At 69.5% G+C, this 14531-nt stretch carries 10 protein-coding genes; 4 read left to right on the top strand and 6 right to left on the bottom strand.

The genetic code is table 11. From position 1 onward, the window contains the following. The first annotated feature begins 95 nt into the window (after positions 1-95). The 4 genes from pstC to AC1RS9_RS06635 all read left to right on the top strand — a co-directional run bounded on the left by pstC (position 96) and on the right by AC1RS9_RS06635 (position 3595). Positions 96-1130 (top strand): phosphate ABC transporter permease subunit PstC, encoded by a 1035-nt coding sequence (gene pstC / locus AC1RS9_RS06650; protein WP_038569351.1) that lies wholly within the window; start codon positions 96-98, stop codon positions 1128-1130. Then, entirely contained in the window at positions 1127-2059 is a 933-nt protein-coding gene (gene pstA, locus AC1RS9_RS06645) for a phosphate ABC transporter permease PstA (protein WP_006946437.1), read from the top strand. The genes pstC and pstA overlap by 4 nt, the downstream gene beginning before the upstream one ends. A gap of 43 nt (positions 2060-2102) precedes the next feature. Beyond that, complete coding sequence (gene pstB / locus AC1RS9_RS06640) at positions 2103-2879, top strand: phosphate ABC transporter ATP-binding protein PstB (RefSeq protein ID WP_006946474.1); 777 nt, start codon at positions 2103-2105, stop codon at positions 2877-2879. A 449-nt stretch (positions 2880-3328) separates the two neighbouring features. Continuing rightward, on the top strand, positions 3329-3595 hold the full coding sequence (locus AC1RS9_RS06635; protein ID WP_062258103.1) for a hypothetical protein: 267 nt from the start codon (positions 3329-3331) through the stop codon (positions 3593-3595). Between the two features lie 406 nt (positions 3596-4001). On the opposite strand, the gene AC1RS9_RS06630 is transcribed toward AC1RS9_RS06635, so the two are convergent. The 6 genes from AC1RS9_RS06630 to AC1RS9_RS06605 form a co-directional block, all read right to left on the bottom strand. Continuing rightward, complete coding sequence (locus AC1RS9_RS06630; protein ID WP_074041002.1) at positions 4002-4628, bottom strand: hypothetical protein; 627 nt, start codon at positions 4626-4628, stop codon at positions 4002-4004. A gap of 164 nt (positions 4629-4792) precedes the next feature. Then, entirely contained in the window at positions 4793-6646 is a 1854-nt protein-coding gene (gene treZ, locus AC1RS9_RS06625) for a malto-oligosyltrehalose trehalohydrolase (RefSeq protein ID WP_074041003.1), read from the bottom strand. After that, on the bottom strand, positions 6643-9342 hold the full coding sequence (gene treY, locus AC1RS9_RS06620; RefSeq protein ID WP_074041004.1) for a malto-oligosyltrehalose synthase: 2700 nt from the start codon (positions 9340-9342) through the stop codon (positions 6643-6645). Before treY ends, treZ begins: the two co-directional genes overlap by 4 nt. A gap of 77 nt (positions 9343-9419) precedes the next feature. After that, positions 9420-10850, bottom strand: a complete 1431-nt coding sequence (locus AC1RS9_RS06615; protein WP_131941625.1) for an amino acid permease — start codon at positions 10848-10850, stop codon at positions 9420-9422. A 238-nt stretch (positions 10851-11088) separates the two neighbouring features. Beyond that, entirely contained in the window at positions 11089-13836 is a 2748-nt protein-coding gene (locus AC1RS9_RS06610; protein WP_492920910.1) for a DEAD/DEAH box helicase, read from the bottom strand. Between the two features lie 87 nt (positions 13837-13923). Next, positions 13924-14475 carry a hypothetical protein gene (locus tag AC1RS9_RS06605; protein WP_144707569.1) on the bottom strand — a complete coding sequence of 184 codons (552 nt, stop codon included), beginning with the start codon at positions 14473-14475 and terminating at the stop codon, positions 13924-13926. Positions 14476-14531: the final 56 nt, after the last annotated feature.

Below are 14531 nucleotides of genomic sequence, written 5' to 3'. Positions count from 1 at the left end.
GGCGCTTCGGCGCCCGAGCACCCCGTCTGCGCGTCGGAGCGAGTCCATAGTCTCGCGTTCCACCCGTACCAGCTCGAGCAGAGGCAGGAAACCTCATGAGTTCAATCACCGGCGTCTCGGTGGCCGACGCACCCGGCCCCGACGACGGTCACACCCCCGGGGAGGGCCCCGGCGAACGCGCCCCCTCCGGTGACCGCGCAGCGACGGGCCGCAGGGGCGACATGATCTTCGGTGGCCTCGCGCGCGGCGCGGGCCTCCTCGTCGTCGTCCTCGTCGCGCTCGTCGGAGCCTTCCTCGTCATCCAGGCGGTTCCCGCCATCATGGACGACCACTCGAACTTCCTCACCTCCCAGGACTGGGACGTCGACTCGAGCCCGATGCACTTCGGCATCGCCCGCCTGCTGTGGGTGACGGTCACCTCCTCGGTGCTCGCCATGCTCATCGCCGTGCCGCTCGCCGTGTGCATCGCGCTGTTCCTCACGCAGTACGCGCCGAAGTGGCTGGCGAAGCCGGGCGCTGCGCTCATCGACCTGCTGGCGGCCGTGCCGTCCATCGTCTACGGCCTGTGGGGCGTGTTCACCGTCGGTCAGTACTTCGACCCGGTGGCCAAGGTCATCCAGGACGTGCTGGGCTGGTGCCCCCTGTTCGCCAAGACGGACACCTCCCCCGCGAGCACCATCGCCTTCGTCTCGATCATCCTCGCCATCATGATCCTGCCGATCATCACGGCCCTGACGCGTGAGGTCTTCGCGCAGACGCCGCAGGCCCACAAGGATGCGGCGACGGCGCTCGGCGCGACGAAGTGGGAGGTCATCCGCACCGCGGTGCTCCCCTTCGGCAAGCCCGGCATCATCAGCGCGTCCATGCTCGGCCTCGGGCGCGCGCTCGGTGAGACCGTCGCCGTCATGATGATCGTCTCCGCCCTCAACGGCAGCGAGGGTTGGAACTTCTCGATCTTCAAGGGCGGTGAGACCTTCGCCTCGAAGATCGCCAACAACGCCGGCGAGTTCGACAACCCCTCGAAGACGGGGGCCTTCATCGCGGCGGGCCTCGTCCTGTTCATCCTGACGTTCGTCGTCAACGCGATCGCCCGTGTCGTCATCGAGCGCAGGAAGGCGTTCACCGAATGAGCACCGCAGCCCACTCCCTCGAGAAGAACCCCGCTCCCGAGCCCCGGTCGAAGAACTCGCTCTCCGGCAAGGGCCAGTCCGGCGGCCGCGCGACGAAGAACACGATCGCCACCGTCGTCATGTGGGCCGCGTTCCTCGTCGCCCTCGTACCGCTGGTGTGGATCATCGCCACCGTCATCATGAAGGGCGGCGAGCTGCTCCTGCACGTCGACTGGTGGACGAAGAGCCAGCGCGGCGTCGGCCGCCGCGAGGTCGCCGGCGGCGCCGCCCACGCCATCCAGGGCACCCTCATCCAGGCCTTCGTCACGGCTCTCATCGCCGTGCCGATCGGCGTGATGACCGCCGTCTACCTCGTCGAGTACGGGCGCGGCCGTGCCGCGAAGATCGTCAGCTTCATGGTCGACATCCTCACCGGTGTCCCCTCCATCGTCGCCGCGTTGTTCGTCTACGCCGTCTGGGTGACGACGTTCGGCTTCGACCGCATCCCGTTCGCCGTGTGCCTGGCGCTCGTGCTGCTCATGGTTCCCGTCGTCGTGCGCTCCACGGAGGAGATGTTGAAGCTCGTGCCGAACGAGCTGCGCGAGGCCGCGTACGCCCTCGGCGTGCCGAAGTGGAAGACGATCCTCAAGATCGTTCTCCCGACGGCGTTCTCCGGCATCGTCACCGGTGTGCTGCTCGGCCTCGCCCGCGTCATGGGCGAGACGGCACCGCTCATCATCCTCGCGCCGTACTTCAAGTCGCTGTCGACGAACCTGTTCGGCGGCCTCATGGGCACGCTGCCGACGATGATCTACAACGGCAAGGACAACATGGCCGTCGACGCCTCCGCGCAGCGCGTGTGGGCGGCGGCGTGCACCCTCATCCTCCTCATCCTTCTTCTCAACCTGCTGGGCCGCTTCATCAGCCGCTTCAGCAAGGTCAAGAACTGACATCCGCTCGCGCGGATACGACTCGTAAAGGAACCCGAGTTCAATGAGCAAGCGGATCGACGTTCACAACCTCAACGTCTACTACGGCGACTTCCTCGCCGTGAACGATGTCTCCATGACGATCGAGCCCCGCTCGATCACGGCCTTCATCGGCCCGTCGGGCTGCGGCAAGTCCACGTTCCTGCGCACCCTCAACCGCATGCACGAGGTCATCCCCGGCGGCCGCGTCGAGGGTCAGGTGCTCCTCGACGACGAGGACCTGTACGCGCCGGGCGTCGACCCGGTGGCGGTGCGCCGCACCGTCGGCATGGTGTTCCAGCGCCCCAACCCGTTCCCGACGATGTCGATCGGTGACAACGTCGTCGCGGGTCTGCGCCTCAACGGCGTGAAGGACAAGAAGGTGCTCGCCGAGAAGACGGAGCAGTCGCTGCGTGGCGCGAACCTGTGGAACGAGGTCAAGGATCGCCTCGACAAGCCGGGTGCCGGCCTGTCGGGCGGTCAGCAGCAGCGTCTGTGCATCGCGCGTGCCATCGCGGTGTCGCCGGACGTGCTCCTCATGGACGAGCCGTGCTCGGCTCTCGACCCGATCTCGACGCTCGCCATCGAGGATCTGATGCTGGAGCTGAAGAAGGACTACACGATCGTCATCGTCACGCACAACATGCAGCAGGCGGCGCGTGTGGCTGACCGGACGGCGTTCTTCAACCTCGAGGCGACGGGCAAGCCCGGCATGCTCGTCGAGATGAACGACACGCAGAAGATGTTCAGCAACCCGGATCAGCGGGCGACCGAGGACTACATCTCCGGTCGCTTCGGCTGACAGCCGGGCGAAAGGGCCGTGAGGACCGGGGCGCAGCGAAGCGAGCACCGGCCCGGCGCGGCCCTCCGAGCCCGTCAGGTGAAAGCGAAAGGGTGCCGAGGACACGAACGAAGCGAGGTCCGCAGGCGCCCCCGAGCTCAGCCCGAGAAGCACTGCTGATCCATCGTGCGTTGTGCGCCCCCCACCGTCGTGACGGGGGGGGGCGCCTGCGTTGCCGGGCAGCGTTCCTGCGGCGTCAACCTGACTTCACGCTGGGAGGCGCTGCAGGCGTCGCTGCACGTCGGGATGCAGAATGACTCACATCACATATGAGCGGGGGCTATGACCGTGTGCCGATCGAGTTTCCCTGGGGCGCAACCCTCTTCGGCATAGCGCGAGCCGGCGCTGAACATCGTGCCCGGGGTCGGGCAAATCGACTCAATGCTTCAGGGGCCGTTCATCCCGATTTCATGCACACTGTGCTTGTGCCGAAGGATGCAACTCGTATTGGAACGTGGTCGCGCAAGTCGCTGCTCAAGAACCGCAAGAAGCAGGCGATCGCGCGCGGCGCTCACCCGACCCCTGACGAGATCGTCTTCTCGGACACCCCGGGAATCGTCGACGACGGCAACTTCAGCTACGGCGTCTGCCACGTCTGCGACTGGAAGGGCGGTGGGCGTCGCGCCCGCGAGAAGGCCCGCCGCGACGCGGCGGAGCACTACCTCCTGGCGCACTGACCACCACGGCACGGTCGAATGCCAATACATCCCGGCGCGATGCAGGTGCTTCGCCGCTCGCGAGAGGTGCGGTAGCGGCGCAGGGGATGGCCGCGCCGCGAGAGATGTGAGACACGCTGGACCGGGAGCGCCTCTCGGCACTAGGCCGCTCGTAGCGGCTGAATTTGGGACCCGGGGCTGCCGCGGCCCAGCGTGCTCATCCACCTTAACGAACATCACCGGCCCTCGCATTCCCGGCGGCTGCGAGAAACGTCACGCAGTGCAGTGTCGTCCCGGAGCCGGCGACGCCTGGCGAGGCGTCACCACCGGTCGAGACCAGACAGCGCAACCCATGAACCGGTCGGGATGCACCAGTCGAGACGGGCCGCCCGGGTCGAATGACCTGAGTCGAGTCAGTCGGGTCGGATCAGTCGAGGTTGCCGGTGCGCCAGGCGGAGGCGGCCTTCGTCAGGTCACGGGCTGTGTCGCCGAGCCGTGCGGCGCTGAGCGCCTCGCGCGCGGCCAGGGCATCGTCATGGCCGTCGTGACGCTCGGCGCGTTCGGCCCGGCCGGAGGCGACGACGCGACAGAAGGCTGCGGCGCGTTCGAGCGCGACGGCGAAGTCGCCGGTGTAGGCGCCCTCGAGGATGCGGTCGGCGAGCACCTTGATCTCGGCAGGTCCGCTAGGGTCGGCCGATCCCGCGACGGCGTGGGAGACGTGAGCGTGCCGGATACCGGCGTTGTAGTCGCCCGCGGCGCCTACAGCGTCGCGGCGCACCCATTCGCGCAGCGTGTAGAGGCGCCACAGCACGCCGGGCAGGCTGACGGCCGGGCGCCCGGCCCACAGCTGCGCGAGCGTCGACAAGCCGATCTCGTCCGTCAGCGCGATGAGCCGGGCCGTCACCTCCGGGTCCGCGTTGGTGCGCCCGGCGCCGACGAGGATGGCGGCGCTCTCGTGCGCGATGGCGGTGACATCGGCGGGGTCGGGTGCTCCCTCGAACGCCTGGAACTCGCGGTCGGTGAAGAACAACGGCTTGTGGTGGGAACGCGTCACGGGTACGGCAGGCTCCTTCGGTGCCTCGACGAGGCGTCGAGTGCGTCATCGGGTCAACGACGCGCGGGCGGGCGGCATTCCGCCGGGCGCCGTCGAGACATCCGCCGGACGCCGTCGCCGCGAACTCCACAGGGTCGCACCGGGCGGCACGACCCTGCTACGGGTCAGCGGACGATGGCCACCCCGTCGGCCGGGATGACGACGCGCACTCCCCCGCCGTCGGCGGGGCGCTCGTCGACGATGTGCCATGCGGCGATGACACGGTCGGCGTCGATCGTCGTCGCCTCGCCCGAGAGGTTGACGACGACGCGGCAGTCGCCGCGGTGCACCGTCACGACGCTCGTCGGGCCCTCGCCGTCACGCTCGACCCGGCTCGTGCCGAGGGTCGGGTCGGACAGGTCGGGCACCTCGCGGCGCAGCCTGATGAGGGTGCGGTACCAGTCGAGCAGGAGCGACTGCTCGCCGTCGGGGTCGTCGATCTCGCTCCAGCGCAGCACCGAGTTGCGGAAGGTCGACTCCTCCTGGGGGTCGGGCACCGCGTCACCCCAGCCGTGGGCCGCGAACTCGGCCGCGCGCCCGCGTGAGGTGCCCTCGGCGATCTCGGGGTCGACGTGGTCGGTGAAGAACTGCCAGGGGGTCTGCGCACCGTACTCCTCACCCATGAAGAGCATCGGCGTGTACGGCGACGTCAGCAGCAGCGCTGCCGCGCAGGCCAGCCGGTCGACGCCGACGAGCTGCGAGAGGCGCTCGCCCGTCGCGCGGTTGCCGACCTGATCGTGCGTCTGCAGGGACGCGACAAAGCGCCAACCCGGCGTCGCTTCGGGATCGACGGGGCGGCCGTGGCGGCGCTCGCGGAAGCTCGAGTACGTGCCGTCGTGGAAGAACGGCGTCGCGTACATCTTGGCGAGAGCCGCGGGGGCCGCGAAGTCCTCGTAGTAGCCCTGCGTCTCACCGGTGAGCAGCACGTGCAGGGTGTGGTGGATGTCGTCGGCCCACTGCCCGCTCAGCCCGAGGCCGGCGCTGCCACCGTCGGCGACCGCGAGTCCGCGCTGACCCGAGCGCGGTTCGCGCGCACGCGGCGTGACGGTGGCCGGGTCGTTGCGGTCGGACTCGGCGACGACGACGACGTTGCGACCCGTCTGCTCGGCGGCGAGTTCCAGTGCGGCCGTGAGCTCTTCGAGGATGTGGACGGCCGTGTCGTCGGCGAGCGCGTGGACGGCGTCAAGGCGGAACGCGTCGACGTGGAACTCGGTGAACCACATGAGCGCGTTCTCGATGATGAAGCGGCGCACCTCGTCACTCTGCGGGCCGTCGAGGTTGACGGCGGGGCCCCACGGCGTGTGGTGCAGCGCATTGAAGTAGGGGCCGAACTCGGGCAAGTAGTTGCCGCTCGGGCCGAGGTGGTTGTAGACGACATCGAGGCAGACGGCGAGGCCGCGCGCGTGGCACGCGTCGACGAAGCGCTGGAAGGCGGCCGGGCCACCGTAGGCGGCGCTCGTCGCGTACCAGTTGACACCGTCATAGCCCCAGTTTCGCTCTCCCGGAACGCCGTTCACCGGCAGGATCTCGACGTGTGTCACCCCGAGCGTCACGAGGTGATCGAGCCGTTCGATGGCCGAGTCGAACGTCCCGGATTCGGTGAACGTGCCGATGTGCAGCTCGTAGAAGACCGCGCCGCGCATCGCGTCGTCGTGCGAGGCCGCGTCCGCGTGGTGGCCGCGCCAACCGTCGTCCTGCCAGTCGTGGGCCGCGAGGTCGACGACCTCGCTGGGGCCGTGGATGCCCTCGGGCTGCAGCAGCGAACGCGGGTCGGGGCGCGGGTCGCCGCCGTCGATGCTGAAGGCGTACTCGCTGCCGACGCGCACCGGCTCGGGCGAATGCCACCAGCCGTTCTCGCCGGCCTTCATGGGCGCCTTCACGCCGTCCGCGACGAGGTGCACCATGCGCTCGGCGGCCGGCGCCCACACCGAGATCGTCTGGGTCGCGCCGTGAAAACCGGGCGAGGAGTAGGTGTTCATCGCTTCTCCTGAACGAGGACGTGGACGTGGCCGAACTCGTGGTCACCGAGATCGCCGAACGCGACCGGCGCGTCGGTGATGGTGAGGCGTTCGCCGGTGAAGGCGTGCCGCCACTCTCCGGCAGGCAGGCTGACGTGGGCATCGGCCAGCGCGCCCGTGCGCAGTGCCCGGGATGCAGCGCGCACCCCGATGACGGCGACGGCGAGCGGAGTCGCGTCCGCCTCGGCGGGCGTCGGTGCGTCAGTCTGCTCGCCGCCCTGGGCGCGCTTGACCAACTTGCTCACCTGACGCCCCGCGGCCTCGACGAGACGCCCGGCCTCGGCGATCTGACGGCGCACCACGGACGCTGCCGGCACCGTCCTCTCGAACGCGACGAGGAACTCGCTGTCGGATTCGAGCGGTTCGTAACCCGACCCCGGGTTCGCCGGCGCATGGACGTCCGCGGCGAGGCAACGCTGCACGAGGCGCGGACGCGAGCCCCCGACGTCGAGGAGCTGCTCGAGTTCGCCGTAGTCGACCGGGCGACGGTTGTCGGGGTCGACGAGGCTGAGCGTCGGACGTTCCGAGCCCTGGTAGGTGTCGGGGATGCCCGGAAGGAACAGCTCGAGCACCTTCTGAGTGTGCCCGGTCAGCGTGATCGCCTCGGCGTTCCGTCGACGCGCGTCGAGGAGGCTGCGGCGTAGATCCGCGGCGAGCGTCTCGGCGGCCGGCGCCGATGCAGCGCTCTCCCCCGTTCGAGGGGCGGCGGCGTCGTCAGCCTCGAGGACAGCGGTGGCGAAGGCGAGCACCTGCTTCTCGTACGCCTCGTCGCCGTCGGTCCAGGCCGTGTAGACCTTCGCCTCGCGCAGCGCCTTCGTCAGGTACTCGCTCAGGCGATCCGCGTCGATGCCGAGATCGCGCCGCCCGTGGACGGCGTCGGGTGCGGCGCCGTCAGCATCGGTGGTGTCGAACGGGCCGTAGGCGGTGGAGAATCCAGCGATGGTCTGCCACGCCAGCGCCGCCGCGGGCCGGTCGACGCCCATCGCGTCGGCGAGCGCGAACGCGGCGTCGCTGCACGCCGTCCACGCCTCGTCGTCACCGGCGATCGCGAGCAACGCCGCGCGAACGTCCTCGCTGCGCTTCGTGTCGTGCGTCGACAGCGTCGTCATCGTGCGCGGCCAGTATTCGGCGTTGTGCTGCGCCCAGGCGTTCAGACGGTGCGCGCCGGCGTCCACGAGGACGTCGACGTCGCCGCCGACCTCGTTGAGGGCGGTCAACGCGTGCCACCGGTAGAAGAGGGTGTCCTCGATCGACTTCGCCATGACCGGGCCCCATGTCTGCTGCAGACGCACCGCGAAGTCGGACGCGGCCGGCTCGATGTCGTCGAACTCGTCGGCCCCGGCGTGCGGACGCACGAGCGCGATGCGCTTGAGAGCATCGAGCTCGTCGGCCAGATCGGGGCGGGCCTCGCGCGCGGCCTCGAGCGCCTCGTCGAGGTGGTGCTTCGACTCCGGTGCCATGCGGGCGCCCGGGACGAGGTAGGCGCGGTAGACGGGCGCCGCGACGAGCAGCTCGACGATCGCGGCACGCAGTGCTTCGCGCTGCAGGTCGGGGCGCACCTCGGCGGCGCGACGCGTCAGCCGCTCGGCCTCCGGCACGAGACCGTTCTCGACGACGAAGCGCTTCGCCTCGCGCGTCGCGACCTCGACGTCGCGGGCGTCGCCGTCACCGAGCGCACGCTGCCAGCAGGCCTCGATCGTCGGGGCGGCGACGTCATCGGCCAGCGCGGCAGTGATGGCGGCCATCGCGTCGTAACCCGTCGTGCCCGCGCAGGCCCAGTCGCTCGGCAGGTGCTCGCCCGGTTCGAGGATCTTCTCGACCCAGATCGGCGTGCCCCTGCGGCACTCCTGCGTCAGTCGCGCGAGGTATCCGGCCGGGTCGGCCAGTCCGTCCGGGTGGTCGATGCGGAAGCCGTCGATGTGGCCGGCGTGATGCAGTTCGAGCAGCAGCGCGTGCGTCGCGTCGAAGACGTCGTCGGTCTCGACGCGCACGGCGATGAGCTCGTTGACCTCGAAGAAGCGACGATAGTTGAGCACCGCGTCACGATCGCGCCAGAACGCGAGCCGGTAGTGCTGACGCTCGAGAAGCCGGGCGAGTTCGTCGCCCTGCGGCGCCTCGCCGATGCCGTCGAGGGAACCGTCGGCGACGGGGAAGACGTGTTCGTAGTAGCGGATGACGGGTTCGTCACCGCTGCGGTCGAGCGTGATCGAGCCGTCCGCGATCTCCTCGTCGAGCGGCTTGCCGAGGATCGGGACGCCGAGCGCGCCGTCGAGCGCGTCCCAGTCGACGTCGAACCAATGCGCCGTCGAGGCGTCCTTCCCCCCTGCCAGCAGCGCCCACAGCGGCGCGTTGCTCGACTCGGGCGCGACGAACGCCATGTGGTTCGGCACGACGTCGACGACGACACCGAGCCCCAGCTCGTGCGCGGCGTCGGCGAACCGCTCGAACGCTTCGCGGCCGCCCAGCTCCGGGTTGACACGGGTGTGGTCGAGCACGTCATAGCCGTGGACCGAACCGGGGACGGCGGTGAGGATCGGCGAGCAATAGGCGTGCGAGATGCCGAGCTTCTTCAGGTACGGCAACTGCGCGCGGGCAGCGTCGAACGGGAAGTCGGCGTGCAGCTGGAAGCGATAGGTGGACGTCACGGGCGCGCTCATGCCTCCAACCCCACCACCATTCGCGCGGAAAATCGAGTCGGGGCCGCAGCATCCCACCGCAGGGGTGAGGTGGGGCGTCAGGAGGTACGGGCCCGGGCTCGCCCGGCCCGCGTGAGGAGGTACGCGACGAGCAGCACGAGGACCCAGCCACTGCCGATGAGCGCCGCCTGACGCATGTCGTCGACCTCGAACGCGGTGGCCATCACGGCGAGCACGCCGACGACGCCGAGCGCCGCCGTCACACTGCCGCCGGGCAGGTGGACGCTGCCATCGACGTCGCCGCGGCGCTTGAACGCGATGAAGCTGGCGAGGGCGAGCAGCCACGTCACCATGACGGAGAAGATCGCGATGGAGGCGAGCTTGGTGAAGATGTCGGCAACCCCCGTCTGTGCGAGGTAGATCGCGAGGACGAGGCCGAACGTCGAGACGAGCGTGGCCGCGAGCGGCACGCCCCGCAACGTCGTGCGGGCGAGGAATCGTGGTGCGAGACGATCGACGGCGAGCGAGTGCACGAGCCGACCGGCGCCGTACAGCTGCGCGTTGCCCGTGGACAGCGCGGCGACGAGGATGACGGCGTTCATGATGCCCGCGGCGGCCGGGAGCCCGACGGCGTCGAACGCCTTGACGAACGGGCTCGCCGTCAGGCCCTTCGCGGACGCGACGTCGGTCCAGGCGTTGAGCGTGACGATGAGACCCACCGCGATGACGTAGAACAACCCCAGCCGGGCGACGAGGGCGCGCATCGCGGTGCGGACGCTGCGGCGCGGGTCGTCGGCCTCGGCCGCGGTGATCGGCACGACCTCGACGCCGACGAAGGCGAACATCACGATCGACATCGACAACCAGATCGACTCCATACCACCGGGCATGAACCCGCCGTGGTCGGTGAGGTGAGCGAACCCGGTGGCGGGATGGCCGGGCACGCCGAACAGCACGAGGACGAGCGCGACGAGGATGAACGCGACGAGAGCCGTCACCTTGAGCGTGGAGAAGACGACCTCGGCGCGGCCGAACGCGCGCACGGAGAGCAGGTTGATGACGATGATCGCGAGCGCCACGAGGGCGACGAACACGGAGAGCGACGTCTGCGGCCACCAGTACTGCAGATACGCGCCGGCCGCGACGACCTCGCCGCCGAGCGCGATGACGCTCGCCGCCCAGTAGCACCAGCGAGAGACGTAGCCGGCCCACTCCCCGAGGTAACGCCCCGCGGCGGCGCCGAAGCTGCCCGGCTCGGGGCGGGCGGTCGCCATCTCCGCCATGGCGAGGCCGATGACGGCGATGAGCAGCGCGCCCAGCGCAAAGCTGACGACGGCCGCCGGGCCGGCCACCCCGATCGCCGCGCCGGAACCGAAGAACAGGCCCGTGCCGAGCGCCGAACCGAGACCGATCATCAGCATGGTGCGATGCCCGAGGCTGCGCGTCAGGCCACTCGAACCCTCTGAGCTCGCCGGGGCGTCCGTGCTCGCCGAGCCCTCGACCGCGTGGGCGCCGACCTGCTGATCCACCGTGTTCTCCTTCGACGAGCTGGGGTGAGGCGTGGCTGTCTCATTGAAAGCGTCGCGCTGGGCACGCTCGTGCGACACCGCGCCGGCCGACAACCGGGTCAGGGTACGTGCTCGACCCGAGCCCGTGCGTTCGGTGTTCGTCGTCAGGGGCTCCCCGTGCTCACAAGATTGGCTCGGCTGCTTTTCGTCCTTGGCCGGTATGCGGCTCTCGATGACCGCCGCTCGTCGCGGACGCGCGTCAGTCCCCGAGGCGGTTGAGGCCGACCACGACGACGAGCGGGACGCCCGCCTCGTCGGAGGCGGCGAGGTCGACCTCCGCGTCGATCCCCCAGTCGTTGTCGTCATCGGGGTCGTGGATGACCTGGCGGATCTCCCATTTGTCGGGCTGCTCGGTGATGCGCAGCATCCTCGGCCCGCGGGCGTCCGCGTCGAGGAGGATCTCGTCATGCTCGTCGTAGTAGGCGCCGAGGTCGGCATCCCACGCGTCGGCATCCATGACGATCTCGGTCGGCGGGTCGGTCGTCGCCGCGACGGCGGCGTCGAGCGCGGCGAGGCCGTCGACGTCGTCGCGCGCTGCGAGCTCGACGCGCTTGAACATCGCCTTGCGGATGGCGACCTTCATCGCGCGCGGGTTGGCCGTGAGGGGACGCTGCTTCAGCACCGTCTCCTGCTGCACCGGCGCGTCACCCGGGTGCGTCAGGGCCTCCCACTCGTCGAGCAGGCTCGAGTCGGTCTGACGGATGACCTCCCCGAGCCACTCGATGAGGTCGGCGAGTTCCTCGTTCTTCTTCGACTCGGGCACGCTCTGACGCAGGGTGCGGTACGCGTCGGTCAGGTAGCGCAGGACGACGCCCTCGCTGCGCGCGAGGTCGTAGAAGCGGATGAGATCGCCGAAACCCCAGGCATTCTCGTACATCTCGCGCACGACGGACTTGGGTGACAGTTCGTACATGCGCACCATCGGTTGGCTCTGCGCGTACGTCTCGAACGCCGCATCGAGCAGGTCGGAGAGCGGCTTCGGCCACGTCACGTCCTCGAGGCGCTCCATGCGCTCGTCGTACTCGATGCCGTCGGCCTTCATCTCGGCGATCGCCACGCCGCGCGCCTTGTGCTGTTGCGCCATGAGCACCGGGCGAGGGTCGTCGAGGATCGACTCGATGACACTGACGACGTCGACCGCGTAATCCTGTGCGTTCGAACGCGCCGCAGCGCGTGCGCCCTCGTTCGTCGAGGTGTCGACCTCCGGCGCGTCACCGCGGGCGGGGGCGGCGTCGTCGGGACTCAGCATGTCGAGGACGGCGAGGGCGAACGGCGCGAGCGGCTGGTTGAGCGCGAAGTTGTCCTGCAGGTCGACCGTGAGGTCGACCTGGCGCCCGTCGGCCTGCGGTTCGTCGAGTCGCCGGACGACGCCGGCGGCCAGCATCTCGCGGTAGAGGCCGATCGCGCGGCGAGCGAGCTTCGCCTGCCCCTTGCGATCCTCGTGGTTGTCGCGCACGAGATCGCGCACGGCGACGAACGGGTCGCCCTCGCGGGCGATGAGGTTGAGCAGCATCGAGTGCGTGATGCGCATGCGACTGACGAGCGCTTCGGGCTCGCTCGCGACGATGCGCTCAAAGCTCTCCTCACTCCAGTTGATGAAACCCTCCGGCGGCTTCTTGCGCTGCACCTTCTTGAGCTTCTTCGGGTCGTCACCGGCCTTCGCGATGTTGCGCGTGTTCTCGATGACGTGCTCGGGCGCCTGCACGACGACGGTGCCGCTCGTGTCGAACCCCGCACGGCCGGCCCGCCCGGCGATCTGGTGGAACTCGCGCGACTTGAGCATGCGCTGGCGGGTGCCGTCGAACTTCGTCAGGCCGGAGAGCACGACGGTGCGGATCGGCACGTTGATGCCGACGCCGAGCGTGTCGGTGCCGCAGATCACCTTGAGCAGACCGGCCTGCGCGAGCGTCTCGACGAGACGGCGGTACTTCGGCAACATGCCGGCGTGGTGCACACCGATGCCGTGACGGATGAGTCGTGAGAGCGTCTTGCCGAAGCCGGTGGAGAAGCGGAAGTCGCCGATCATCTCGGCGATCCTGTCGCGATCCTCACGGGAGGCGACCTTGAGCGACATGAGCGCCTGCGCGTTCTCCAGCGCCTGGGCCTGCGTGAAGAACACGACGTAGACGGGCGCCTGACGCGTCTCGAGCAGCTCCTCGATCGTCTCGTTGAGTGGTGTCGTCGACCAGTGATAGCTGAGCGGCACGGGACGCTCGGCCCCCGCGACGGTGACGGAGGCGCGGCCTGTGCGACGCGTCATGTCCTCCTCGAAACGGCGCACGTCACCGAGCGTCGCGGACATGAGCAGGAACTGCGCCTGCGGCAGTTCGAGCAGCGGCACCTGCCACGCCCAGCCGCGATCGCCCTCGGAGTAGAAGTGGAACTCGTCCATGATGACGAGGCCGACGTCGGCGTCCTTGCCCTCGCGCAAGGCGATGTTGGCGAGGATCTCCGCGGTGCAGCAGATGATGGGCGCGTCGGCGTTGACCGAGGCATCGCCCGTCAGCATGCCGACGTGCTCGGCACCGAAGATCTCGCACAGCGCGAAGAACTTCTCGCTCACGAGAGCCTTGATCGGCGCGGTGTAGAAGCTCACCCGGTCGCCTGCGAGCGCCGCGAAGTGCGCCGCCGTCGCGACCATCGACTTACCCGAGCCCGTGGGCGTCGCGAGGATGACGTTCTTGCCGTCGAGCACCTCGATGATGGCCTCTTCCTGGTGCGGATAGAGGCTGAGGCCACGATCGCCCGCCCAGGCGGTGAACTCCTCGTAGATGCGGTCGGCGTCAGGCGTCTTCGGCAACCGCTGCGTCAGCGTCTTGACGCGCGGGTTCGCCTCCCGGGCAGCGGCATCCGCGGACGCGGCGAAGTCGCCCGCGACGTCCTGCGCGCCGGGGTGGACGGTCTCGACGGCGCCGGCCGCGGCGTCGTCGGGCGATTCGTTCGTCATGTCAGCCTTGCTGCTCGGTGTGGTCGACGGGGCATTCCGCAGCGCGAAGTCGACGTGCGGGATCGCGGATAAGGTCGAGGGCGCGGCTCACCAGATGTGGCGCTGGCCCGGCAGCAGCCGCAGGTCGCCGTACTCGAAGGTGCGCTTGCGCGACTTGCCCTTGCCCTTGACGGGCGCAAGCACCATGAGCTGCACACCCTCGGCGTGCTCGAGGTCGACGCGCACCGCGTCACCGAACTCGGGCACGACGACGTACAGGACGATGGCCGTCGCGCGCTGCGCGACCGTGCGGTTCTCGTTCTCGGCGCGCACCGCGAGGACGCGGCGCAGCTCGGCCAGCACCGCTTCGGGCTCGGGCTGCTCGCCCAGCGCGGCGGGGTCGGCGAAGACGATGTCGACGTCCGGCGCGACGGCCTGGTTGCTCGCGTCCGTCGGCTCACCGGTGGAGTCGATCGTCGGTTCGCCGTCGACCGACATCGCGAACGGGTAGAACTCGCCGTTCTTCTCGAGGTGCTCCATCGCCGCGCCGAGCGCTGCGGAGAGCAGTTCGTCGAGGTCGGCCTGCGCCTGCGGTGACGCGACGTCGCGCCACGTGCCGTTCGAGCGGTCGTCGGATGCTGCGGGGGTGTCGTTCACCATCGGTGCGCCTCCTCGGCGTCGGTGTGGTCGGGTTCTCCTCGTCGAGAACAACCCAA

Source organism: Dermacoccus sp. MPR-E5 (genome assembly GCF_058809565.1).
This window is presented reverse-complemented; position numbering and strand designations above follow the sequence as displayed.